Origin of the sequence: Sedimentibacter sp., assembly GCF_038562225.1 — a bacterium.
In the GTDB taxonomy this organism is placed as follows: Bacteria; Bacillota; Clostridia; order Tissierellales; family Sedimentibacteraceae; genus Sedimentibacter.
On record NZ_JBCFAS010000004.1, the window covers coordinates 231,600 to 257,757 of the forward strand.

Sequence of the window (26,158 nt, forward strand, 5' to 3'; positions counted from 1 at the left end):
TACTCTAGTCATTGTGCTGACACAATGAAGGTACGGGGTGCCTTACACCCTACATAAAACAAATTTCATAGGAGGAAATAAGGAATGAAAAAAGTATTATCACTTGTTTTGGTAATCGCTATGGTATTATCAAGCATGAGCTTTGCATTCGCAAGCACTTCATTCGAAGACGTAGCTGGTAATGATTACGAAGACGCAATCAATACTCTGGTTGCTTTAGGCGTAGTTACTGGTTATGAAGATGGAACTTACAGACCAGAAAAAACTGTTACAAGAGCTGAAATGGCTAAGTTAATGGTTGAGCTTCTTGGTTATGGAGATTTAGTAGCAGGTTCAAAGAGTAACTTTACTGATACTCAAGGACACTGGGCAGATGCTTACATAGCATTGGCTGCTGGTAAAGGTTTAGTTGTTGGAACTGGAGACGGAAAATTCACTCCAGACAGAACAGTATCATATGACGAAGCTATCACTATGGTAGTTAGAGCATTAGGATACACTGACACTTGCAACGAACTGAAAAACATGACTTGGCCTACAAACTTCAAAGTTAAAGCTGCTGAATTAAAATTAACTAAAGACGTAGCTATGAACACTACAGGAGCAGACAGAGGCGGAGTTGCTCAGTTAATGTACAATGCATTGGAAGCTATACTGGTAACAATCAACTCTGACGGAGATGTTGTTAAATCATACACAACAAACTCTAAAAATGAAATAGTTTACACTAAACTGTTGAGCAGATTGGCTACTCTGGAAACTTTAACAGTTGACACAGACGCTTTGGATGAAGATTCCAAAGATTACCGTGGAGCAATTGTTGACTTGGCACCATACATGTATCAAAGCATTGATGCATATGTAAATGACGATGATGAAGTTGTTTACGTAGATGAAGTTAACTCAGTTGTAGTAACTGGTACAGTAGTTGATATTTTAGATGAAGCTGGAAATTCTATCGATGATGGAGATACTCTTGATATAGATTCTACAAATTCAGCTAAAGATACTGTAAAAGTTGTTATTGAAGATGCTAACGCAAAACAATACAAAGTTGCAGTTACTGATGGTGTAGTAGCATTCTATAACAACGATGAAGAAACTATCGTAGTTGAAAACTTTGCAAGCTTGTTATACAGCAACTCAGCAGCTAAAGTTACAGCTATAGTTGATGATGAAAATGGAAATGACAACGGTAAAGTTGACAATGGCGAATTCGCATTGAACCTGGTTGTTACAAAAGCAACTAAAGGTATCCTTGTAAAATCTGACTATGTTGAAGGCAAGACTAAAATAACAGGCGTAAGCGCTAACTTATTGTTACCACAGGATGATGGCGATGTTGATGTTGCAAACATCACTGTAGCAGGCGCTGTTGACTCATTGGAAGATATCAAAGCAGATGACGTAGTTATCGCTTATGAAGCTTTGAACTACTCTTCAGATGATTCTTACCCAGTTAAATTGGTAGTAGTTAGAGACGCTGTAGAAGGTACAGTTACAAAGACTAACTCTTCTTCAAAGACTATCTACATCGATGGAACTTCTTACAAGAAGAGCTCAATCACAGGCGCTGTAGCAGCAAACACAATTCAGGTTAATGATGAAGGCGTATTCTACTTAGATAACGCTGGCAAGATATTTGCAGTTGATACTGAAGCTGAACTTGTTGATTATGCAGTAGTTCTTGGAAAAGAAAACGGAGACGTAACTACAAAATTCGGAACAACTGACGTTGATGATTTGGCACAAATCAAACTTGCAACTTCAGAAGGCGAAACAGTAGTATATGATATCTACACAACTATGGATGACAACATCATAGATGACGTTGCTACATTGAACAAGACTGGTGATCTGGTAACATTGTCAGGATCAACATTAGTAGTTAATGCTGCAATGGTAAGAGGAACATTGGTTAAGTACTCATTGGATGAAGACGGATACATCGATGCAATCGAAGTAGTAGCTACTGACGTTGAAACAATCGACACAGATGACCTTGACGTTATGACAGTTGATTCAACAGTAGTATTCGACGCTACAGATGACTTCAACGTAGTATCTATAGATAACCTTGAAGATGGTAAGTCACATGACGTAGCTTACTTTACTTCTGGATCAAACAAAGGTAAAATAGCTGTTATCATTTCTTCAAACGTAGAATCAGTAAACGACGGAGTATACGGTGTAATCAGCGCATTGAACTATGTACAGAATGCTAGCGGAAGCAAAGTTGTAGAAGTTACAGCTCTTGTAAACGGAGAGAAAGTAACATTCTTAACAGGAAAAGGAAGATTGACTTCTGAATTCGCAGTTACAACTACTGCTGCAGCTTACAGATTTGAATTCAACAGCAGCGACGTATTGTTAAGCGTTGAAAACATAACTGCAAATGCAACAAGCGGAACAGGCGACGATGCAGATGTACGTGCATTCATCAATGCAACAATCACTGACCTTGACAATGATGGAATGAAAGTTAACACAGTTCAGAAATTCTTCTCAAGCGACGTAGCAGTTTACATCTATGATCAGTCAGACGATTCCATAACAATTGGTGATGTTTCAGACTTGCTTGAATCTTCAGACAGCAACCACGTTAGAACATCAGCATACGTAAAAGATATCACTGATTCTTCAAGAATTGGTATAGTTGTTCAAGTTGTAAAATAAGAACAATAAATAAAACCCTTTAGGGTAAGTCATTAAGTGAATAACTGATATGACAATCAAAGACATATGTTTCATGTAAAAGTGATTCATATGTCTTTTTTATTTTTTGTATTATTATTTCGTGTAACCGTTGATATTGTTGTACAGTTTTAGTTTTTGATCAGTAATGCTCAGCATTGATTTCACCTTTCCATCACTTTCTTTTCAGATGCTCATCACAGTTCCAACACATGGAAGCAGCAGTATGTATGTAATAGAAATACATAAGTGCCATAATTAATATGATTCAACATGATGGCATACTTATAGGTAGAAAGGATGTGCAAATTGCTAAGAAGACAATGGGAAAAGGAATGGCGGCAGCGTTGCTTCTGTCACTTTACAGACACTTTCAATGCAGGCTCCGCCGCAAATAAATGGAGGCAAATGAATGATTAATCAAAGATTATTTAGACTGTTTTTATGAGCCAGGCCCTGACAGCTTGAAAAGAAGGCACTGTTTCAATAACATACATGGCATTTGGCGAAGACGGCACTTATGGGTTCGGAACCATAAAGCTGTATATAGAAGAATAAAATATTGTTATATGCTGAATTTAAATGAATATATTTACCCGTTTAAAAACCCCCTGATTGCAGGGGGTTTTGCCTTATTGTTGTCTCGAGACGTTCAATATTGCTGAAATAATTATTGAATACAGCGGAATCACAAAGAAGCTTGTCAAAATTCTTGCCGGAAGAAAAATCATAATGCCCTTTCCGTAAAGTACTGACAGGAAGTAAGTGTTCAATATGATTGATGTCACAAGCTGTGTCGTGCTTACTGCAAAAACTATCCTGTTTATACTCAGACTGGGACTTGCTGATGTCAGTTTCAGCGGTACTATTAAATATATGGCAACCAACATGAAGAATCCTAAAATATAAATAGGATGAAGGGCCTTTCCGTCATAAAGTATTCCGTTGTCAAATGTAAGAATACCGTTGAATATAAAGACAGAAACAAATCCAACTGAAAGCAGGGAGATAAAAACCGTATTCAATAAGTTGTAATTTATATCTCTCTTAATGTATTTGAATATCAATCCAGGTATAAATCCGGTGAGTGCGCTTGCCAGCGTGAATCCGGGAAAGAATGGACCGCCCGGCTTTACAATGAAGTTTATGATATCCGCGGCTGCACCTGACAGGAGTCCAGCTGCAGGACCCAGTACAATTCCAGACAGAATAAGGGGCACCGATGCAAAGTTAATGCGCAGCGCAGGTATTCCTGCCAACGGAACGTAAATTTCAAAAACAACCTTCAGGACTAAGCTCATAGCTATGAAAAGACCTGATCTTACGATGGTTAAAGATGTGAATTTTTGTGAACCAGTATTACTTCTCATTATATCCTCCTTTATTGAGCAATAATACCCCCACAATATAGGAGAACAATATAATACATATATTTCTCAAATACAGCGGAAGCGACAAGACACCGCAGACTTTTGTCTTTCGTTCAAGGGCGACATCCCATCCCTTAACACTTAACGCATCTTGTCTACTCTGAATACATTTTTTCAATAATAGCATTTAGGCTGTTGTTTGTCGATACCTTTTTATTACATCACTGATGATTATAACGCTGAATATGGATATACAATTCCCAGGGTATTGAAAAATTAACATATTAGCGTTCTTCAGAATCATCTTATGAACAACATGTTACAAAATATTAAATATTCAAAAGGGGACCTAGACGTACCATCACTTTATTTTCATAAGCTTATCACAGTTTCAACACATGACGAAAGTAATATATGTGTAAGAAAGTAAGTTCTGCCGCAGAGTGGAAAGCCTGCAGGCTGCAATTGAGACGGAACCAGCTGAGAGCGAGCTAAAAGGAAGAGACATACAACAAAATATTCTTTAAAGCTATAATAGTGACTACTAACTAAATTCAGATAAATATTCAAAACTCCCCCTTGTGTAAAACCCCCTGATATCAGGGGGTTTTGCCTTAGTCATATGTCATTCCTTCTCAATGGATCTAAGTATTTCAGCTGCAGACTCTGACCTTATGCTGCTGAAATCGCGTTGTAAATACTTTAATGCTGTCTTCTCATTGTAAATTTCTGTTGGAGTTCTTACTCCGAGCTTTCTTATGATTGGAAGCGGAGGGCACCACCCCTGAACGGCATGAACAAGCAGGAAAAAACTTATGAAACCTGCCAGCACAAACCAGTAATAGCTGAATGAAAAACCAAGCACAATGCTTAAGAGAGTAAATGCAGCCGCATTTGCTTCCAGAACCCTTTCTGTGTCCCACTCCTTATTAAGTTCCCGGATCCTTTCACTAATTTTACCGCTGCCTGGATAAGAGCCCATTAAGCCCTCAATGTTCTCCAATGTTTTATTTCGTATGATTTCATTTGATTTTTTGTCTGTGTGAAGTTCAACTCTTTTGGTGCTGGGCGGCACAATACTGTTCATCTTGCACTCCTCTTAACAAGATTTACTAACAGTATCTGTCAAATGAAACGGAATATGCAGCTAAAAGGTCTTCATGTTCATAGCTATGCTGTTCCGGATACAACAAGGGAATCAGCCACGTGCTTTATATAATTCATCGTTTTGTCCAGAGCTTTATCCGGACTGATTTTTCCTTTTAAAACCTTTAGAAGTATCCCTTCATATATGAGGGTTGACATTTCATTTAATGCTTCTGCATCATCTTTTTTGATTAGTCCTTCATTGACGCATTCTTGTACCAAGGTCATGCCTCTTTCATAAATATTATACTTTAATAACATTGCTGAAGTACTGTTGGATGTTGTCCCCAGTTCTTCGGGAAACAGTCTGTAATATTCTATTATATAATCCTCCAAATCCTTATCTAAACTGGAAAAGAAAATTGAGTGATATATTTCCGGATCTTTAAAGGAATAAAAGCAAAAGCACTCCCATATCTTTAAGAACCTGTCCATTGCATTGTTTGTGCCTTTTAAGAATTCAGGCAGAGCCAGTACATAATCTTTTAAATACTTCATTGAGGCAAACAAAACTAAGTGGTCCAATTTCTCAAAATAGTTGTATATGGTAGCGCTGTTGTATCCGGCTTTATCTGCTAACTTTCTGATGGTTATGTTCGATATGCCTTCTTGTTTGATAATTTCTGCAGCTGCATCTATAAAAAAGGTCATAGTTCTTTTTTCCCTAATCATATTTTTAGGCATCTGATACCACTCCTTTTGAAATAAATTTAAATTTGTACTTTACCATATTTTAAATTATATGGAGGTAGAATACAACAAAACAATTTACAAATATTTACATTATCGCGATTGAAAAATAATCGCGATAGCGTTATAATATATTAAACTTCATAGCAAAACAAAGCTGAATTAAGTAAGCAAGACTATTTGCATAAAGAAAACGATTTATCAACATTTATATCCGTGCTTCAGTTTAAATCCCAAATGAGAGCCGGCTACAATTGGCATATTAGTTATCTGATAAATTCGAATAAAGGAGAAAAACATGTTATTAAAAAATTGCAGGTTAATACCGGAATTATCAGGGAATATAAAATTCGTTGACAGCGATATCGAAATCGTTGACGGAAGAATCAAAGGGGTGTATGAATCAGGAACTCGTGACGGTTTTTTTGAACAGGTAGTCGATATGGGAGGCAGGACCGTATTGCCAGGTTTTATAGACTTGCATGTTCATCTGGGGCTTTCAGCCGGCAGTGTCTTGGAAGACAATATCAGGACTGTCGGAAAACAGGTTTTGGATGCCATGCGGTATGCCCAATCCTCATTGAAAGCAGGATTCACTACACTGAGAGATGCGGGGGCAGCCTATGGAGCTGCCACATCCTTAAGAAATGAAATAAATTCCGGACGCATACTGGGGCCCAACATTTTAGCCTGCGGAAAAATTTTGACACCTACAGAGACAGGAAATGATTATTTTCATGGTTTGTACTCAGAATTCAACGGCCGAGATGAAGCCATTGCTTTTGCGAGAGAAGAGTTTAAAGCGGGTGCTGATTACATAAAAGTCATGGGGTCCGGTGCGTTTATGAATCCCGGAGGTGAACCCGGCGCAGCAATAGCCCTGGATGAAGAGTTAAAGGCTTTGGTTGAGATAGCTTCCATGAAAAATTCCTATGTGGCAGTCCATGCTCATGGACCAAGCGCAGTAAGACAAGCCATACGCTGCAAAGTACGGACAATAGAGCACGGATCCATGGTCGATGAAGCGGGCATAGAGGAATTGAAAGCCGAAGGGTCGTTCTTGGTTCCTACAGTAATTGGATTGTTCACCTGGGATGAAGCTACAAGAAATAATCCCAGGGAGTGGGAAAAGATAGAGCCTATGCTTTCAGCCATAGAAAGAAGCATCAAAAATGCGTACAAGGCGGGTTTGAAACTGGGGTTTGGAACTGATATGGGCGTACCTGACTGCTTACACGGAGAGAACGGCAAAGAATTCATCATAAGGCATGACTTGCTTGGGATGAGTCCATTGGACATATTGCTTCAGGCCACCAGGTACAGCGCAGAAATAGCTATGATAGATAATAAGGTAGGCACCATTGAAGCAGGAAAGGCTGCTGATCTGGTGGTTGTTGACGGTAATCCGCTTAAGGACATAAGGTGTGTTAAAGATGCAATAACCTGCATATACAAGGATGGAAAGAAAGTGGAATTATAGGAGGTGGAAAGTGGAAGGCTTGCATTCAAAAATCAAGTCATGGATTAAAGCAAATGAGGAATCCATGATATCTGACACTATGAAAATCCTAAAAATCAACTCTGAATCTTATGACAGAGTTGAAGTGACAAGGGCGCTGAAGGAGGTTATGGAAATAGCCCAAGGATTGGGATTTGAAACAGAAGTACGGGCAAACGGTGAAGTTGGTGTAGTGTTCTTCGGGGAAGGAGAAGAAACCCTTGGCATACTTGCGCATGTGGATGTTGTGCCTTTTGGAGACCTGGACTCATGGACATATTCACCCTACGGGGAGCGGCTGGATGACAAAATATACGGCCGAGGAATAGTTGACGATAAGGGCATGGTAATTGCTTCCCTTTACGCATTGGCAGCCGTTAAGTCGCTGAACATGCCCATTTACAAAAGAGCCGAACTGATAGTAGGCACAAGAGAGGAAATAGTTTGGGATGATATAGCACTTTATAAAAGTGAAGGCCATAAGCTGCCGGATTATGGATTTACGCCTGACGGGGAATTTCCCATAATTAACAGGGAAAAAGGGAATTGTGAACTGTTGATAAACTTTGATGAAGAACCTTTTGCGGGAGAATTTCACATCTTGGACATTAACTCGGGAGAAGCGGTAAATTCAATTCCTGACAAGGCACAAGCTACATTTAAGGGCAGCATGGATATGTTGAAAAGTAAGGTTGCTGAATACAATGAATCCCATGAAGATCATAAGCTTACAGTGATGGAGAAGGATGACGGAGTTGTCCGGGTTACCGCTACGGGCAAGGCAGCACACTCAAGCCTTCCAGAACAGGGGGACAATGCATTGGTGACGTTGTGCGGTTTCCTGCTGGAGCTGACCATGAACAATGCTGCAGTCAGCAGTTTTGCCAGATTTGTAAATGACAGTTTTCTCAATAACTTCCATGGTGATTTGCTGGGACTGCCCAATCATAGGGAGGAAATAGACGGAGAAGAAATGGGTAAAACCACAGTTGTTCCTACAATGGCATACATTGACAAAGGAATACACCTTTGTCTGAGTGCCCGCACTGTGTACGGAACAACAAGAGATGAAGTGACGGATGCTTTTCGCATTCTAGGCAAGAAATACGGTTTTTCTTTTAAGATTACGGATTATCTGGAGCCTCTCTATGTACCGAGAAGTCACAAGTTTATAAAAATTTTAGAAGAAGCATATGAAATGTCAACTGATAAAAAGGCTGATTTCATATTGGCAGGAGGGACAACTTACGCTAAGGCCATGCCTAATTCTGTAGCTTTTGGCCCTTTGTTTACAGGGGATGAGGATAGATCACATCAGAAGGATGAATTTATTTGCATAGACAAATTTATAAAGGCTGCAGAAGTATATGCATTGACCGTTGCAAAAACATTGTTGAGCAGGGATTCACTGGTATTATAAATATAAAAAGGAGTTTGCAAAATGGAAGCAAATAAAAGTCAAAAAAAGAGAAAGTTTGAAATGCCTCATGCTTATGTAATTTTACTTATTATTATTGTCTTTTGTACATTACTTACGTGGGTTTTACCTGCAGGTACTTTTGAAAGGGTTGAAAACGCAGAACTAGGCAGAGAACTGGTTGTGCCGGGAAGCTATCAGCAAGTGGATGCGTCTCCGGTAGGAGCATGGGGATTCTTTATGGCACTGTATGAAGGCATGGTCAATGCCGGAGATATAATTTTCTTTGTAATCTTTGCATCAGGCTATGTTTTTCTTCTTATGAAGACAGGAACATTGAATGCAATGGTTGGGTCCATATTAAGAACCTTAGGCAAGAGGGATTATCTGCTGATTCCAATTTTCATGGTGGTTTTCGGCATTGCTGGCAGCACATTCGGAATGTATGAAGAGACATACGGATTAATACCTGCGTTCATTGTCATTGCCATGACTCTGGGGTATGACCGCCTAGTGGGCGGAGGAATAGTATTTGTAAGTGTAGCCACAGGTTTTGCGGCAGCTACAATCAATCCGTTTACCATAGGAATAGCAAGCAGTATTGCAGGTATTCCGCTTATTTCACAAAAGCTTACCCTTTTCAGGATAGCGGCATTTGTTCTGTTTATGGCGCTGTCCATATCCTATGTCATGTGGTATGCAGCAAGGATACGTAAGGACCCTGCAAAAAGCTACGTATATGGTGAAAAGCAACATGAATACAAGGGTGTTTTAAGCCGTGAAGAGGTTATGAAACTGCCGTTCACACTGCAGCAAAAGATTACATTGCTTGGATTTGGGGCTTTAATAGTTATAATTGCCTATACGGTTGGAGTGCTGGGCTTTTATCTTCAGGAACTTTCGGCACTTTTCATAATATGGATGATTGCAACAGGTTTGTTAAATAAAATGAGTTCAAAAGAAATAGCGGAAGCTTTCGTTGAATCTTCATCAACTGCCATTTACGGTGTATTATTGATAGGGCTTTCCCGTTCTATTGAAGTAATTATGTCTCAAGCAAATGTAATAGACACGGCTGTATTGTATCTTTCAAATATAATACAGAATTTGCCACACAGCGTATCCGCAATCGGAATGCTGGTTGTTCAGAACCTGATAAACTTCTTCATACCTTCAGGTTCAGGTCAGGCTGTTGTCATGATGCCGATCATGGCTCCTCTTTCCGACCTGATTGGTGTCAGCCGTGAAGTTGCAGTTACCGCATACCAATTTGGAGACGGATTTTCAAATATGTTCTGGCCTACAGCAGTTGCTGTGGAATGTGGGATAATGGGAGTAGGCATGGACAAGTGGTATAAGTTTATAACGCCTTTGTTTGTTATGATGTTTACTCTTCAAGCTATACTCATAGTAATTGCGGTCATGATGGGTATTTAAAAGACTTTATTGACACATGACAGCATATAAACCCCCGACAGCAAAGCTGAAGGGGGTGTGTGCTGTACATTAATAAGGTTGGTATAGCAATTGATCATGCAGAAATTGCGAAAGCTGTAGTGATTCTGGTGGTTAATTTACTGATTTCATCATATTGTTCAGTTCGTCAGCCAGGCTTACAATTTCCTGTACGGCAGATGATACTTCTTCCATTGCAGCTGTTTGCTGTTCAGTAGTCTGCAGCGTTTCATGTGAGTGATCAGTTGTTGAATTTACTGATTTTTTAATCTGCGCAGTTAATTCTAAAATATTATCTGCTGTTTCCTTTGACTTATCGGACAGGATCTTGATCTCATCTGCGACAACTGCAAAGCCTCTTCCGGCAGTACCTGCATGGGCAGCTTCTATTGAAGCATTGAAACCGAGAAGTTTTGTGTTCATGGCAATTTGAGAAATGAACTTCAATACGTCGTTTATCTCTTCTGTTACCTTTCCAACCTGTGTAATTTCATTGTTGAGCGCTTGCTGCTGCTGGGAGATTATCTGTGCAGATGCAGCCAACTCCTGAAATGCAGACGCAATATCCATAAATTTGCTGGAGAGTTTTTTTGCAACAACTTCCAGCTTGATTCTTGCGTAACCGTTTTCAACAAGCGTGTTGACAACGATAAAAAGCACTTCGGCTGCAGCGTTGATGTTGTCCATGTCTGTGACTGTAATCTGATTTACAGCATTTACAAGTCCTGCCTCATCAACGCCGATTTCCTGTGCAATTTTGCGGTATAATTCTTCTTTTGGAGTGTCAGACAAAATTTGTCCGCCCAGTACGGTGCCCAAAAGTTCATTGTTAATGATGACAGGAGCAGCAAAGTCAATCAACCCTGCGTGACATGGTCCCACAAAGGGTCTGCCTGAGCTGGCGGCTTTCTGTCCCATGCGGTTATGGGAGTTTGCGCATCTGCTGTCTCCGATGGAAGATCCGTGCACGTATCCTTCACAGAATCGTGTGTAGGAACTTGGTTTTGTAATGGGATTTCCATCCCTGTCAACTGTTACGCTTGCACAATTCATGCCTATGGCAAAATTGTCCTGAAATTTCTGCAATAAGCTTATGTCAACTATGTCGCTTATTTCTAATACACTCATGTCAATGCTTCCGTCTTGTTTAACTTTAATCATCAGCTCTATTCCTTTCGAATGATCTAACAAAATTTTAATTAGCCTGAGCATATTTTATATGGTGAGAATATAAAAAATAGCTCTGCCTGGGGTGTATCCAAACAGAGCTTATACATTTCAGTATTCGCAATATTGGTAACCCGGCTGCCCTGGAATTGACTTTAGGCCCGTGGCTTTGCGTCCTCAGCTTTCACTGAGTTTGCCTTTATCACATGCTAATTAATTGTAACTATAATTATATTTAATATTGTAATGTTTGTCAATCTAAATAAATAACTAAATTTTTTATTAAATTTAAAATTTAAGTGGAAGCATTAAGTCTTTATCGGTACTGTTAGCCCATAAGATTTGGAACAGTTAAGCATCTTTGATAGTCTTGTTAAAAGTCTTCGTCACTGATAACTTCGATTCCGTGTTCTCTTAAAAGTTTAGTTGTAATGCCTTGACCTTTTACAAGCTTTCGGCTGAAAGTGCCGTCATAGACGAATTTGCTGCCGCAGGAAGGACTTTTTTCCTTTAGGATCGCTTTTTTTATGTTGTGCTTTTCTGCCAGTTCAAGCACCTTACGAGCACCTTCCATAAAGTTTTCCGTCATGTCCTCGCCGTGGTCGTTTATGATCCTGCTTCTGCTGATTTCACATGGATGTCTTGGAACTGAAAGTTTTCCTTCTATTTCAGGGCAAGCCATTATTGCTCTTCCATCATCAACAAGCTTTTTAACATTTTGGGAAAGGCTTGATTTGCCGTCATAACGGCATTTTTCGCCGCACAGACACGCGCTTACGATGTATTCGATATTATTTTCCATATTTACTCCTCATCTGTTTATTTGATGTTGACGAAATCTATGGCAGCTGCATCGTATGCCATATCTACTATAGTTGTGTTCGTGTACCTGTAATCCCCGAAAAGATCAATGTCTTCTCCCACCGTGTTGTCCTGATTCACGGTTCTGACAATGGGGCGCATGTTGTTATCCGCATAATTTTTTATTACTACACCTATCATTCCGTTACTTAGCTTCACAAAAGTACCAACCGGAAAAGCAACTATGTTTTTTAGAAAAACACGAAGAATGTCATAATTAAAGTGTGAATCAGCACAACCCATCAGGTACTCCATAACCTCATTGGGAAAGCATGTTTTTCTGTAGGACCTGTCTGATGACAGCGCGTGATAAACGTCGCATATAGACAGTATTTTACTGTAAAAAGGGATGTCGTCCTGATATATGCCGTTGGGATAACCGGAACCGTCTTCCTTTTCATGATGGCACATTATTGCCTCAAGTATTTCTTCGGAAACAAGACCTTTCAGCATACGAACACCATTGGAAGGATGCATTTTAATGATGTCAAATTCCTCGGGAGTAAGTTTTCCTGGTTTGTTGATAATTTCCAGTGGAATGAGTGTCTTTCCTATGTCATGGAGGAAACCTGCCATTCCCAAATCATGCAGGCTATTTCGGTCAAGTCCCATGGCAATTCCGGTAGATATGCTTAAGTTGGCAACACTGAGGCAGTGTTGATACGTGTATTCGTCATGGTGTTTGAAATCGATTATGTCAGTTGTCAGTTCCTTTTTATAGGATATGTCTGCTATCAATTCGTCTACAACTTCAGAGATTCCTAGAATTGATGATTGCGAAACATGCCCCTTGTTTCTGTACAATCCTGAAAAAAGCTCCCGCACTTCATTCAGGGCCTTTGCCTCCAGTCTGGCATCTATCTCAGGTTCAAATTCAAGGTCTGAGAAGGCATTATTCTTTATGAATGCACCTTCTATTCCGTAATCATAAATTTTTTTTATGTAATGGTCGTTCAGTATTTGTCCCTTGGCAAGAAGCACCATGTTGAAATCATAGTTGTCGTATATGTTCTTGGATAAAATCATGCCTGGTCTAAGTTTGTTTTTAGTTATAAACATAATTTGCTCCTGAATTTAGTGTTTACATTGTAACATATTCCAGGAAAACATTAAACCGTTTTTTCCAAAATATTCATAAATCATCACAACAGAAAACCCGCTGAAACGTGTCCAGTTCAACGACAAAGCAACTTCTGAACGGGTCATTCTGAGGACGTAGTCCGAAGAATCTCATCATTTCTGCATTAGGAGATCCTTTGCCAGTGCTCAGGATGACATATTCGGGGTTTGTCAATAGTCTGAACCCGCCGGTGACGGGTTTTTGTATTGTTCACATTATAGCTTTGGCCAGTTTTTTAACCAGATCTGTGCCAAATTTATAGTCGTTGACCATGTAGTCTATAGTCTTGTCTTCAAGATTCGCCCTTGATTTGACAATGCTTACTGCAGTCTCAACGGAAATGTCTTTTTGCTTTTCCAGGTATTCATCAATGAATACCATTGGATCGGATGTTCGCATGAAAACATTGCTGTCGCACCTAGCCCGGTCCCAGAAATTATCGTAGGAGCCTATTCTCAGCTCAAAGTGCAGATGGGGTCCTGTGGCTGCACCTGTGCTGCCAGAATAGCCTATGAGGTCTCCGGCAGAGACAAGGTCTCCTTCAGTTACTGACAGGTTTGAAAGGTGGGCGTATAGGGTGCCGAAGTTTCCATGGTCCAGGGCTGCGTAATAACCGTATCCGCCTTCGTTGTATCTGACAGCCTTAACAGTGCCTTCTGCGGCCGCATATACGGGAGTGTTGACTTCTGCGCTGAAATCCACTCCGTTGTGCCACCAGTACGTTGTACCACCTACGGTTACGTTTCTGAGGCCGTAGGGGCTGGTTACGCTTAAGCTGCTCAATGGAAGGTGATCTAATTTAATCATTGCGCTCACCGCTATTTTGCTGTTGGGTTGTTTTTGATTTTTTACCAGCGGTATTTTCCTTGGTTTCCATATATCTGTCCACAGCCTTGTCAATCTGTGTTTTGGCATATGCTTCAATACCATTGAAGGTTGCCTGAACTATCTTTTCAATGCATTTTTTGGTAAAAACTATCTTTAAAGGCGACGGAACCATGTTGTACAGGGTATCCACAACCCAAGAGAATTTCTGGCCTCCTGCCTTGCTGACGTCCTTATACATTTCTTCAGCTTCGGCAATATATTGTATGGATCTGTTCAGGATCTTTTCATTGGTTTTCAAGTATGCCGCCAGGGCTCCGAAAATGACGGTCAATACAGGAACTGCCAACTCAATGAGTTTTTCAAAGTCCATATTATCACTTCCCAAAATGGTTTATAGTATTATATTCATAAACTCATATTTGGTTATTGGTACAGCCATTGATCCATCAGCCAGCAATAAGAGATTCAAGAACAACAAAGGCTGCCTTAGGGCAGCCCTTAAATCAATAAAATATTTAACTTGTTTTTATTTTCATTCCTATTGTAGATTTGAGGACACCTGCAAGCCCGTTTCCGTCATAGTCGTAAGCCATGTCTGTAATTGTTATGTCCATGTAGCTTTTGTCGTACAACAGGTCAATATCATCGCCTACGGTACCGTCCTCGTTTATTATCCTTATTACAGGTCTCATTATATTTTCGGGATTGTTTTTGACTACAACGGCAATATTCTTGTCGCTCAGTCTCACAAATGTTCCTATGGGGTACGCTACTATTACCTTCAGAAAATTTGTTAATATGTCATAATCAAAATGTGTATCGACACAACCCATTACATATTCAACTACCTCGCTGGGAAAGGCTGATATCCTGTAAGACCTGTCTGAAGTAAGCGCATCGTACACATCGCAAACCGCCAGGATTTTGGCATACAGATGAATGTTTTTTCCGCTTAAGCCGTGAGGGTAACCTGTTCCGTCCAGCTTTTCATGGTGGCTTTGAATTCCTGACAGTACGCTGAAAGAAACAATGTTTCTGAGCTGATTAACCGCATTCGTGGGGTGGGACTTCATGAGAGCAAATTCTTCTTCAGTCAGCTTTCCCGGTTTATTTAAGATTTCCAGCGGCACTGTCATTTTTCCTATGTCGTGAAGAAGACCGGCCATTCCAAGCTCATGCAGCATGTGTTCAGTAAGACCCATGGATATTCCCGTTGAAATGCTTAAGATCGCCACATTCAGGCAGTGCTGATAGGTATTGCTGTCAAAGTTTTTGAAATCCATTATGTTGTATGTGAGATCTTCCTTGTAAAACAGCTCGTTAACCAGGTCGCTTACAACAGAAGAAAGCTGCCGTATTTCAGATGTGTTTATTTTGCCTGAGCTCACTTTGAATTCGTTGTAAACATCCTTTATTCTTCTTAAGGACTTGGATTTCAATACTTCGTCGATGCAGGAATCAGGTTTTATGTCCTCAAAAGCATCGCTTTCTATGTATGCACCGTCAATTTCATGGTAGATCATTCTATCGATGAAGGTATTGTTCAAAACCTGTCCTCTTGTAAGGAGCAGGGTATTGAAGTTGCTGTTGTTATATAAAAAAATGTCTTTTGCTAATATCATACCCGGTTTCAGATACTTGCTTGTGATGAATAACATTAGATGCTCCGATAGATTTTATTTTATATCAATTCAGTAGTATATCATAAAGTTCTTAGTATATCTATAGTTTTTTAAATTTTACATACAATAAGGAGAATTGTTGCGGTGAGTTTGTAATTGCAAATCAAGAATCATAACTTTTAAATATTCACAGTGTAATAAATTTAAAAATATTGATCTATAGAACTTTGTTTAAAACTGTCCGAAAGCTTAAATTATTGTCAAAACAGATTAAAATTATTTAATAAAGATTGAAAAACAGAAGATTTGTTCTCCAATATTTCAAGTTATCCACACCTGTGGACAAAATTGTTAACAACTCACCGATATGAAAAATCTAAGCGTAACTTTTGTCAAGTACTATTTCGAAGCTTTTCAAAAAAACTTTTCGTTGAAATTTCAATGTATTTAATTTTGAAACTTTTCACAACTTATCCACTACTGTGGACAAGTTTGTTAGTTTATATGGAAGAATATTTATTAATAGATCAAATTGATTGGAAATTGACATTATTCGACATTCAAAATGTTAAAAATACTATATAATATAAATGTTCCGGTATTGATTTGTTGTAAGCATTAGTAAAAGCATAAATGCACAAGAGCACCGTACAATAAATTGTTGGGGATATTCGGGGGAATATGGTAATTGAAATTTAATTTGTTGAAGACAAAGTTTTTACAAATATAGCCGTTTACAAATCGATACGGATAACTGAAAGAGCCTGTTGACAATAGGTTCTTTTATGTTTAAGAAAGTGATGACGTGCAGAAAGACGCAACCAAGGCTGCGTCTTTCTGTTATAATTCGGAGGTAAGTTATGCTTATCTATAATTCTGGTTCAATCAATCCATAATTTTCATCTTTTCTTTTGTAAACAACATTTACTTCCTCAGTATCTGCGTTTAAGAAAACGAAAAAGTTATGTTTGAGCAGATCCATCTGCAGTATTGCTTCTTCTATGTTCATAGGCTTTATGGCAAAGCGCTTAGTTTTTACGACTTTAAATTCATCTTCCTCCTCATCATCAAGAGGTTCTATATTTTCAAATTTTATTGATTCGTTTAAATGTTTTTTGTCCTGAAGTTTTGTTTTAAATTTTCTGATTTGCTGCTCCAATGATTCAACTGCTTCATCAAGAGCGTTATACATGTCATCCGAGAATTCTTCCACACGGATTATTCTGCCATTGAAAGGAATAGTCACCTCAACTTTTTGGATTTTCTTTTCGATGCTTAATACTACTTTTGCTTCAATATCCTGCTGGAAAAACTTATCCAGGCGGGTTATTTTTTTGATTGCTGCCTCCCTTAATGCATCTGTTAGCTGTATGTTTTTGCCATATATAGATATCTTCATGCGGTCAGCCCCTTTCAAGTTATTTATTATTAATATACTTAGATATTACCCATTTATGAAACAAATAAACACTTTAAGCAAAATATTTAGAAAGTGCAGGAAAACAGAAGCATTGCCTGACAAAGAAAACAAAAAAAAGATGCTCCCGCATCTTGTTTATGTCATATTCTATTCAACGTTATAAGCTGCTTGTTTTGATTTTGCCGAATATACCATTTTTTTGAAGTTTGAGGCATATTCAAAAACTGCAATGTACTTATCCACATAGGTCACTATCCATGCTTCCTTGGACTTTGGAGCTCCGAATGGAAACATGTGGCCCTTGATTATGTTTTCTTCCTTCTTGTTCAGGTCGAAATATCTGCTTGCATTGTCAAAAGCTATTATCGGATGTATTATTGCATGTTTTATAGAATCGGTTATGATTCTGGGGCTGAAAGTCTTTTTAAACTTATACAGAAAGAAATCGTGAAGCAATGCCCCTCTGATGGTGGATTCCCAGTCTAAATTGCGCTTATATGCCATCTGGTAGGCATAGAAGGCAACCTTTACGGAATGTTCAAAAACACTTTCATCATGATGTTTGATGTATCTCATCTGCTGATATTCCTCATGTTCGATGATTGGTCCTGCAACTTCCATAAATCTGTTATCGAAATATATCATTGTCCCATCCTTTATGAAATTAGATTTTCCCGGATGAACTGCCGGCTGTCCCGCGTCATGCTTCCATAACACTTTTTCATAATATTACGGAAGGAGTAAAAATGCAAGCAAAAAAATAATTAAAAATCTGTCATTATTAGCTGAAATTTCTATTAAAGAAAATGTAACATTTAAAAATAAAAAAGCCGCTAAAAAGCGGCTGTGCATTCTTATTAATAAATGTATGAAGCAGGATTTACAACCGAGCCGTACTTCATGATTTCAAAGTGAAGGTGAGGCCCTGTGGATACTCCTGTTGAACCTACCGCTGCGATTATTTGCCCCTGATACACCTTGTCGCCGGCTGATACGTAGATGGCGCTGCAGTGTGCATATCTTGAGGTAAAACCGCCTCCGTGGTTTATAAGTATTGAATAACCGTAGCTTCCGTCCCATCCTGCGGATATTACCGTGCCGCCATCGGCAGCCTTTATGGATGACCCTGGGGATTTAGCCATGTCTATACCTCTGTGGAAGCCTCCGCTTCTCGATCCGAATCTTGAAGATATTGTTGCGCCCGGAAGGGGATTGATGAATGTTCCTGTTCCGATTCTCGGCGGCGGATCCTGTGTACCTGTTGTAACAATTTCTGTTGTGGGTTGTGTAATTACCTTTTCGGATACTACTTCTTTTGCTATCTGAATTCCGTTTTCTTCTGTTACGATTGATTCAATTTCTGAAACCCCGTATTCACCTTTTCTTTCAACAACCTGCTCGTCGTTGTACATGTACGATACGTACTGGTATTCGGTTTCGAATGGAGTTTTTTCTTCCTGAGTTACCTTTCTTTTTACCTGAACGTTGATAAATGGCTTCGGAACTACCAGATTCAGCTCATCGCCTATTTGAATGTGTTCTGAATCCGAATTTGGGTTTGCTGAAATCAGTTCATCCAGAGTCATGTTGAAGTACTGTGCGATAGTCCAATATGTGTCGCCTTGTTCAACCACATATTTCTGTTCTTCCTCGGTTCCCTTTATTATGTAGTTCACCAATTCTTCCACACTCTGAATTTCTGTGCTTGATGCATTCACCTGTTCTATTTTCACAGTTTCTTCGGTTTCCACATCAATTATGGATTCTTCTACGTAACTTTGAGTGAAATAGTTTGTGACTTCAGTGAGTACTGTATTTGCCTCTTGTTCGGAATTTACCAGTCCCACCTGGTTTCCGTTGACACTGATGGCATATGCCATGATTGAGTAATCTGCATTATCTGCCAGTATGTCATAAAGTTGTTCTTCAGTGGCAATTTCCTTGTCCTTGGCTTTAGACGGCTGGATTTCGAAGCTGTTTTCAATAGAAATGTCATGCTGATACTGTGTTTCAAGGTTTTTTTCAAGTTCTTCTAGAGCAGCGTCTACCAGTTCAGGATCTCTGATTTTGCAAAGTTCCTTTCCTTCTGCCAATACTGAAAAACTGTCTGTTGAGAATACATTGTTTTCATGGGTATCCAAGTATTTTAAGGTGTACGTACCGCTTAAAACCAATGTTGTTGCGCATGTGAGAACAATTGCGCCTTTGACTTGCTTATTTAAGGAATTGAATTTTTGGAAGACTTGTCTTTCTTTGATTGAGGGGAGTTGTTTAAAGATTTCTACGGTCTTGTTAATTGTCGGGTTTGTCTTAAACTGCAAATTTAGTTTTTTCATAGTATACTTCCTGGTTAAATTTCGTTGTTACATTACTAAGAAAAAATTTATTTTTCTTTTATTTTAAAAAATGATATAATGAAATATAGTCTATAAACATACTACTTTAATTAATCATTTTCTAATATTATAGTATTAAATATGATAGATTGTCAACAAGATATCCAGACAAATGTTTTCACAAAAACATAATAAAATTATTACAAATATATTACAAACACATTACAGTTTATTACAACATATTATTGCCAAAATAGGAGAAATTTATGTATTTTATTCTTCAGGAAATGAAAATAGATTTGGGGGATACCCCTGTTGAGAATATTTTTATCAATGACTACATGCCCCTGGCTGATGGGACATATGTTAAAATCTATCTCATGGGATACAAATATGCCAGGGACAGACAGAATAACTTCAACAACGAAACAATAGCCAAAGACTTGAAACTTCCACTTTCTGACGTGCTGAACGCATGGTCTTACTGGGAGAAGGAAGGCATTGTAATCAGGCATGAAACTGAAGAAGAGTACAACTATGCAGTTGAATTTGTAAACCTAAAGCAGCTTTATATAGACAATGTTTACAAGCATATAGCAAAAAATATGCCGGAAAAAAACAATGCCGAAAAGGATGAGCTTATTTCCTCGTCAAGAAATGCAGAAAATAAAAAAATGATGGAAGAAATCGAGGAAATGTTTGGACGTCCGTTGAAAATAAGTGAAAAACAAAAAATTGTATCGTGGCTGAACACCTACAAAACAAAACCGGAAATCATGGCTCAGGCTTTCAGCTACTGCATCAACAACAAGAAAGTAAAAAGATTCAGCTACATTGAGTCAGTAGTTTCCGCGTGGCATGACGAAGGAGTAAACGACATTGAGTCCATGGTTGAGTTTTTGGAGAAAAGAAACGACAGATTCTCAATGTACTCCCGCATAAGCAAATCACTTGGCTTCAACAGGACACTGACTGAGGCTGAAATGAAGACAATTGACAAATGGATCGATACGTGGGGATTCTCTATGGAAATGATTTTGAAGTGCCTGGAGAATTCAACAAAAATTAACAATCCAAACATAAACTACTTCGATTCAATCATGAGCAGCTGGTATGAAAAAGGAATCAAGAATGTTGAGGACTTGGCTAAGGACAAAAAACCAGAACCTAAAACCAAGACTGCAGCTAAGGAAACGACAAAACAAAAAAACAAATTCCACAACTTTGAGCAGAAGGACAAGGACTATTCGGAAGAAGAGCTTGAACAGATTGTGAGAAAAAGGTTTGAAAAAAAACTGAACAAACTGGGTCTTCAAATGCCTGAGGAAGGAGAGGACAATGAATAAGCAGATACTAGATAACATAATGACAGAATATAACAAGAAGCGCCTCAAGGCTGCCCGGGATGCAGACTTGAGGAGGGAAAATCTATACAAATCACTGCCGGAGCTTGAAGAGATTGACAGGGAGCTGAAGCTCGCAAGCATAAATCTGTCCAGGCTGTACCTGATGCGGCCCGATAACATCATTGAACAGGTGAACATGCTTAAGGAAAGGCTTGAGGAGCTTAAGATAAGAAGGAGAATAATCTACAAAGAAAACAACATAGACGACAAATATCTTGAACCGAAGTACGAGTGCGAAAGGTGCAGCGACACCGGTTATCTTCCTGACAAGAAAAAATGCAGCTGTCTGAATAAACAGATAATAAATCACCTTTATACCATGTCCAACATGGTTCATATGCTCAGGAAGGAAAATTTCGACACTTTTGACATAGGCATCTTCAGCAACGAAGGATACAAAAATGAAAAGCTGACACCAAAGCAAAACATGTACAACATACTGGAGACCAGCGAGGATTTCTGCATAAATTTTCACAAAGCAAGCATGAATCTTCTTTTTTACGGCGGAACAGGATTGGGGAAGACATTTATGTGCAACTGCATTGCCAAGGCTTTAATAGACAAGGAAGTAAGCGTACTTTACGAAACGGCCTTCTCGCTGTTTGAAATTGTGGAAAACCACAAGTTCAACAAGCAGGCCGAAACTGAAGAAAACAGGATGAACTACAACATGATTTTTGACTGCGACCTTCTGATAATCGACGACCTTGGAACAGAGTTCAACAACTCATTTACAAATGCCGAGCTTTTCAACATCATCAATGAAAGGCTCATAACCGAAAGGAAGACCATTATTTCAACAAACCTTTCTCTGGAACAGCTCAGGGACACTTATACGGACAGAATAATGTCAAGGGTCTTCAATAACTTCGTGCCTCTGAAATTTTATGGCATGGATTTAAGATGGGAAAGCAAATAATACAAGGAGAACACATGAAACACAATTTAATTTTTGGACACAAGACACCGGATACGGACAGCGTGTGCGCGGCAATAGCACTGTCAAGGCTCAAGAACAGCCTTGGTGAGCCTTCAGAGCCATACGTGCTGGGAAGTATAAACACGGAAACAGAATTTGCTTTGAATCACTTCGGTGTTGAGGTACCGAAGCTTCTTCAAAATGTGAAGATACAGATTAAGGACCTGGACTATGAGAGGATAAAGCCTTTCGAGAAGTTTCAGTCTGTTCACTTCGCCTATTTTTACATGAACGAAAATAAATTAAGGACGCTGCCAATTGTGGACAGTGATGGGAATCTGTCAGGCATAATCACCATGAAGGACATTGCCATGAGCTTGATCAACACTGACCAGAAGCATCTTTGCACAACTTACGACAATATTATTGAGACGCTTCTTGGAAAAAGGATTCTAAAGTTTGATGACATAATTGACGGAGAGGTTGTGGTGGCATCCTTTGAGGAAAAAACCTTAAGAAGGTCGGACATACTCGATAAAAATTCAATTGTCATTGTCGGAGACAGGTTTGACGTCATAAGGTACTCCATTGAAATAGGGGTCAAGCTCATAATAGTTACAGGAGACCTGGAAATAACCGACGAAATCATGAATCTGGCATCTGAAAACAAGGTGAGCATCCTCAGCACCGGATATCAGACGTATTATACGGCAAAAAACATAATGCTTTCAAAGTATGTGCAGGACATAATGAAGGACAAGGACATCATGATGTTTTTTGATGAGGACTACCTGAACGACTGCAAGGAAGACATAGAGCAGTCAAGACATTCGAAGTTCCCAGTCGTGTCAAGAGACAGGAAGTATCTGGGACTACTGAGCAGAAACCATCTGATCAATCCTCAGAGGAAGAGGGTTATTCTTGTGGATCACAACGAAATGAACCAGAGCGCCGAAGGAATCGAGGAGGCTGAAATACTGGAGGTTATAGACCACCACAAAATCGGAGACATAAAGACTGCAATACCCATTAGTTTCAGAAACAATCCTGTGGGCAGCTCAAATACCATAATCTTTAACATGTACACGGAGAACGGAGCTGAAATAACCAGGGATGTGGCAGGATTGATGCTGTCCGGCATAATATCCGATACTCTGCTTTTCAAGTCTCCCACGACGACACAAAAGGACAGGCATGCAGTTGAAGAGCTCCTTAAAATCGTGGACATAGATCTGCATAAGTATGCAATGGAAATGTTCAAGGCAGGAACGTCACTGGAGGGAAGAACCACGGAAGAAATAATATACCAGGATTTCAAGAAGTTCAACCTTGAATACAAGAACGTGGGTATATCACAGGTGTTCACGCTGGATATAAACCAGATCATGAGCAGGAAGGATGAATTCGTAAAGCTTATTGACGACATAACGGCAGACAAGGAATACTTCCTCATCATAATGGCCGTAACCGATATAGTGAATGAAGGCTCCTACATGTTTTACACATCGGGAAAGGAACGTCTCGTGAAAGGTATTTTCGAGGGAGAAGACACATTCCAGGGCATGTATGTGGATAAGTGTGTTTCGAGGAAAAAGCAGATTGTTCCAAAAATTATCAATGCACTGAAGCTCATTCGCCAATAATTTTATACAAAAAAAAGCACACAATGCTGTTTCAGTCTGACGACAAAGTGTTTTTCGAACATGTCATTCTGAAGGTAAAGCCTGAAGAATCTCATCATTTCAACACGAGAAGATCGTTCGCTTACGTTCAGGATGACAAATTCGTAGTTTGTCTACATTCTGAAATAGCAGACGATGCTGTTTTTTTGTATGTGCATAATATTTTTAAATCTGCATAGCTTAATGCCATAAAGTTAGCTACAGCTAACCATAAAAAGGTTTAACAGGTGAATTTATGGATATTGAACATAAACTGGCATATCACTGCGCACCCACATTTGCAGGAATCAAGGCTGCCAACCTTCTATCGCTGGAAAAGTTTCTTCTGCCTGACATAAGAGAAAGGTTCGAAGAGTACAACGTGCAGTTTAACTGCAGGGGAATTTATTTTGACATATTGCGTGAATCAAGGGAAAGGGTGCTTTTGTTTGTCTACAGGAGGGTTCAGCTTTGGGAAGAGCTTTGCATTTCCTGCAATGAATCTTTTCTAAAGTCATGTGGCTATGATGACTATAGCTCAATTGATACAGTGCTGGGAAGGCTGAGGGAGAAAATGAGCGAAGGAGGATTTCCTCATGAAATAGGTGTTTTTTTAAGTTATCCCCTTGAAGACGTCATGGGGTTCATAAACTTCAAAGGCAAAAATTACAAATGCAGCGGATACTGGAAGGTATACGGAGACGTACAAGGTACTGTTAAAAAATTTGAAGAGTTTAAAATGTGCAGAGATCACTACATCAGCCTGCTGGAAAGTGGAATGTCACTTGTTCAGCTGCTGGAGGCTGCATAACGAGTAAAGAATAAAAAAAGAGACTGCGTCCCTTTTAATATATTCTCTTGATGTGAAGCTCATTTTCATGGAGCATTTCTATTATCTGGCTTATGTGTTTGTTGCCGTTGGTTTCCACGGTCACTTCAAGCTGCACGTTCATGAATCTGTCAGTGGCTTTGAACTGGTTGTGTTCAAGTTTCACAACATTGGCGCCTGCATTTGCAAGAACCTGGGCAACCTTAAGAAGCTGTCCCGGTATGTCCGGGAGTTCCACCGTGAAACAGAATATTCTTCCCCTTGACACAAGGCCTTTGTTAATCAGTGAGGAAATGGTCAGCACATCTATGTTTCCGCCGCTCACAATGCATGCAACATTCTTGTTTTTGAAGTTAAGCTTCTTCAGTGCTGCAAGGGGCAGTATTCCGGAAGTTTCTGCTATGAGCTTGTGCTTTTCCACCATCAGCAGCAGCGCTTCCATCATATCCTCTTCTGTCACTTCAATAATCCCGTCCACATACCTGTTTACAATGGAGAAGGTTAAATCGCCGGGTCTTTTAACCGCAACTCCTTCAGCCGTAGTTTTGCAGCGTTCCAATGTTGAAACATGTCCCTTATCCAGGGATTTTTTCATGGTCAGCGCTCCCGATGGTTCAACTCCGGTTATTCTTACTGAAGGCTTGAGGGTTTTGGCAATGAGTGCAACTCCGCTGATTAATCCGCCGCCTCCCACGGGCACAAGGATTTCATCCACATTTTCAAGCTCCTCAAGTATTTCAAGCCCTATGGTTCCCTGGCCGCATATGACATCATAATCATCGAATGCGTGGATAAACTTAAGTCCTTTTTCCTTGGAAAGCCTCCTGGCCTCCTCGTAGGACTCGTCATAGACATTGCCGTGGATAACAACCTCGGAGCCGTAGGACTTCGTACCTTCGATTTTTATAAGCGGTGTTACCTTGGGCATTACGATGGTAGCGTGAATCCCTGATTTTTGAGCCGAAAGCGCAACTCCCTGGGCGTGGTTTCCTGCAGAGGAAGTAACAACGCCCTTTAATTTTTCTTCATCGGTAAGATTTGCAATTTTATTGAATGCGCCCCTGACCTTAAACGAGCCTGTAACCTGAAGGTTTTCAGGCTTGATGTACACGTTGTTGTTGTATTCCCTGCTGAAGAAGTCGCTGTAAATCAAATCTGTTCTTTTCAGAACTCCTTTGAGGTTGGCAGCAGCTTTTCTAATGTTTTGTTCATGATTCAAATTCATCAGTTCCTGGATTTCTTTTTCCTTCAATTTCAACACTCCTTATATAATTTAAATATTTAATAAAATAAAAAAGCGGGCTCTCTCCTAAAGGACGAGAAAACCCGCGGTACCACCTTAATTGTGCAAAAAACACCTCTTATCTGTTCTATCAAACATTGGCATTGTAACGGTGCCGGACGCTATATCCTACTGTATTTCAGATAAGTTCTCAGGAGTGATCTGTGCATATTTATACTGCTGCCTCGCACCGCCCGGCAGTTCTCTGTAAATATTTGATATACACCTGTCTCCATCAACGAAACTATAAAATTGAATATGATTGTAAACCAGCGTTTTGGATTTGTCAAGAAATTTATTGAGAAAAATATTAAAAGTTTTTTCAAAAAAGGTGTTGACATTATATTCGGCCCTGTGTATAATCTAAAACAAGTTAAGAAAAAGCGTTGACGGAGACAAAAGTATCTGAACATAACTTCAGAGAGCCGGTGTTTGGT

21 protein-coding genes, 2 riboswitches and 2 other annotated features (1 of these 25 running past the window's edge) are annotated in these 26,158 nt (G+C 39.4%); of the genes, 8 read left to right on the top strand and 13 right to left on the bottom strand.

Features of this window, described 5'->3' with window-relative positions:
- The first annotated feature begins 84 nt into the window (after positions 1-84).
- A complete protein-coding gene (locus AAGU76_RS16020; protein ID WP_342486531.1) occupies positions 85-2,676 on the top strand; it encodes an S-layer homology domain-containing protein in 2,592 nt (863 codons plus the stop codon).
- Between the two features lie 650 nt (positions 2,677-3,326).
- Here the strand turns inward: AAGU76_RS16020 and AAGU76_RS16025 are convergent.
- The 3 genes from AAGU76_RS16025 to AAGU76_RS16035 form a co-directional block, all read right to left on the bottom strand.
- Complete coding sequence (locus tag AAGU76_RS16025) at positions 3,327-4,064, bottom strand: folate family ECF transporter S component (RefSeq protein ID WP_342486532.1); 738 nt, start codon at positions 4,062-4,064, stop codon at positions 3,327-3,329.
- A 71-nt stretch (positions 4,065-4,135) separates the two neighbouring features.
- Positions 4,136-4,229: riboswitch (THF riboswitch) on the bottom strand.
- A 460-nt stretch (positions 4,230-4,689) separates the two neighbouring features.
- A complete protein-coding gene (locus AAGU76_RS16030) occupies positions 4,690-5,151 on the bottom strand; it encodes a DUF2892 domain-containing protein (protein WP_342486533.1) in 462 nt (153 codons plus the stop codon).
- Between the two features lie 83 nt (positions 5,152-5,234).
- Entirely contained in the window at positions 5,235-5,894 is a 660-nt protein-coding gene (locus AAGU76_RS16035) for a TetR/AcrR family transcriptional regulator (RefSeq protein ID WP_342486534.1), read from the bottom strand.
- Between the two features lie 304 nt (positions 5,895-6,198).
- On the opposite strand from AAGU76_RS16035, the gene AAGU76_RS16040 reads away from it, so the two are divergent.
- From AAGU76_RS16040 to AAGU76_RS16050, 3 genes are read left to right on the top strand one after another with little or no spacing between them, the layout of a single operon-like run.
- Positions 6,199-7,380: an amidohydrolase family protein gene (locus tag AAGU76_RS16040; protein WP_342486535.1), complete on the top strand. Its 1,182-nt coding sequence runs from the start codon at positions 6,199-6,201 to the stop codon at positions 7,378-7,380.
- A 10-nt stretch (positions 7,381-7,390) separates the two neighbouring features.
- Positions 7,391-8,818: a Sapep family Mn(2+)-dependent dipeptidase gene (locus tag AAGU76_RS16045; RefSeq protein ID WP_342486536.1), complete on the top strand. Its 1,428-nt coding sequence runs from the start codon at positions 7,391-7,393 to the stop codon at positions 8,816-8,818.
- A gap of 21 nt (positions 8,819-8,839) precedes the next feature.
- Positions 8,840-10,252 (top strand): TIGR00366 family protein, encoded by a 1,413-nt coding sequence (locus AAGU76_RS16050; protein WP_342486537.1) that lies wholly within the window; start codon positions 8,840-8,842, stop codon positions 10,250-10,252.
- 132 nt (positions 10,253-10,384) lie between these two features.
- On the opposite strand, the gene AAGU76_RS16055 is transcribed toward AAGU76_RS16050, so the two are convergent.
- From AAGU76_RS16055 to AAGU76_RS16095, 9 genes are all read right to left on the bottom strand, one after another.
- On the bottom strand, positions 10,385-11,431 hold the full coding sequence (locus AAGU76_RS16055; RefSeq protein ID WP_342486538.1) for a PocR ligand-binding domain-containing protein: 1,047 nt from the start codon (positions 11,429-11,431) through the stop codon (positions 10,385-10,387).
- Positions 11,432-11,562: 131 nt separating this feature from the next.
- Positions 11,563-11,645: riboswitch (cyclic di-GMP riboswitch) on the bottom strand.
- A 165-nt stretch (positions 11,646-11,810) separates the two neighbouring features.
- A complete protein-coding gene (locus AAGU76_RS16060) occupies positions 11,811-12,239 on the bottom strand; it encodes a DUF523 domain-containing protein (RefSeq protein ID WP_342486539.1) in 429 nt (142 codons plus the stop codon).
- Between the two features lie 17 nt (positions 12,240-12,256).
- The gene (locus AAGU76_RS16065) at positions 12,257-13,357 is read right to left on the bottom strand and encodes an HD-GYP domain-containing protein (RefSeq protein ID WP_342486540.1); all 1,101 of its coding nucleotides are present in this window, start codon (positions 13,355-13,357) and stop codon (positions 12,257-12,259) included.
- A gap of 271 nt (positions 13,358-13,628) precedes the next feature.
- Positions 13,629-14,225: a M23 family metallopeptidase gene (locus AAGU76_RS16070; protein WP_342486541.1), complete on the bottom strand. Its 597-nt coding sequence runs from the start codon at positions 14,223-14,225 to the stop codon at positions 13,629-13,631.
- Positions 14,218-14,616: a hypothetical protein gene (locus tag AAGU76_RS16075; RefSeq protein WP_342486542.1), complete on the bottom strand. Its 399-nt coding sequence runs from the start codon at positions 14,614-14,616 to the stop codon at positions 14,218-14,220. The genes AAGU76_RS16070 and AAGU76_RS16075 overlap by 8 nt, the downstream gene beginning before the upstream one ends.
- A gap of 145 nt (positions 14,617-14,761) precedes the next feature.
- Complete coding sequence (locus AAGU76_RS16080) at positions 14,762-15,904, bottom strand: HD-GYP domain-containing protein (RefSeq protein WP_342486543.1); 1,143 nt, start codon at positions 15,902-15,904, stop codon at positions 14,762-14,764.
- An 832-nt stretch (positions 15,905-16,736) separates the two neighbouring features.
- Positions 16,737-17,267, bottom strand: coding sequence for a ribosome-associated translation inhibitor RaiA (gene raiA / locus AAGU76_RS16085; RefSeq protein WP_342486544.1), 531 nt, complete (start codon positions 17,265-17,267; stop codon positions 16,737-16,739).
- Positions 17,268-17,435: 168 nt separating this feature from the next.
- Complete coding sequence (locus tag AAGU76_RS16090) at positions 17,436-17,933, bottom strand: HD domain-containing protein (RefSeq protein WP_342486545.1); 498 nt, start codon at positions 17,931-17,933, stop codon at positions 17,436-17,438.
- 212 nt (positions 17,934-18,145) lie between these two features.
- A complete protein-coding gene (locus AAGU76_RS16095; protein ID WP_342486546.1) occupies positions 18,146-19,624 on the bottom strand; it encodes a M23 family metallopeptidase in 1,479 nt (492 codons plus the stop codon).
- A 266-nt stretch (positions 19,625-19,890) separates the two neighbouring features.
- On the opposite strand from AAGU76_RS16095, the gene AAGU76_RS16100 reads away from it, so the two are divergent.
- From AAGU76_RS16100 to AAGU76_RS16115, 4 genes are all read left to right on the top strand, one after another.
- The gene (locus tag AAGU76_RS16100) at positions 19,891-20,970 is read left to right on the top strand and encodes a DnaD domain protein (protein WP_342486547.1); all 1,080 of its coding nucleotides are present in this window, start codon (positions 19,891-19,893) and stop codon (positions 20,968-20,970) included.
- Complete coding sequence (locus AAGU76_RS16105; RefSeq protein WP_342486548.1) at positions 20,963-21,949, top strand: ATP-binding protein; 987 nt, start codon at positions 20,963-20,965, stop codon at positions 21,947-21,949. The genes AAGU76_RS16100 and AAGU76_RS16105 overlap by 8 nt, the downstream gene beginning before the upstream one ends.
- A 14-nt stretch (positions 21,950-21,963) precedes the next feature.
- Positions 21,964-23,592, top strand: a complete 1,629-nt coding sequence (locus AAGU76_RS16110) for a putative manganese-dependent inorganic diphosphatase (protein WP_342486549.1) — start codon at positions 21,964-21,966, stop codon at positions 23,590-23,592.
- Between the two features lie 274 nt (positions 23,593-23,866).
- Positions 23,867-24,421: a DUF3793 family protein gene (locus tag AAGU76_RS16115; RefSeq protein WP_342486550.1), complete on the top strand. Its 555-nt coding sequence runs from the start codon at positions 23,867-23,869 to the stop codon at positions 24,419-24,421.
- A 34-nt stretch (positions 24,422-24,455) separates the two neighbouring features.
- Here AAGU76_RS16115 and ilvA read toward each other — a convergent pair whose 3' ends face one another.
- A complete protein-coding gene (gene ilvA / locus AAGU76_RS16120) occupies positions 24,456-25,664 on the bottom strand; it encodes a threonine ammonia-lyase (protein ID WP_342486625.1) in 1,209 nt (402 codons plus the stop codon).
- A gap of 84 nt (positions 25,665-25,748) precedes the next feature.
- Positions 25,749-25,969 (bottom strand) — a binding site (T-box leader).
- A 129-nt stretch (positions 25,970-26,098) separates the two neighbouring features.
- Positions 26,099-26,158 (top strand) — a binding site (T-box leader) (it continues 186 nt past the right edge of the window).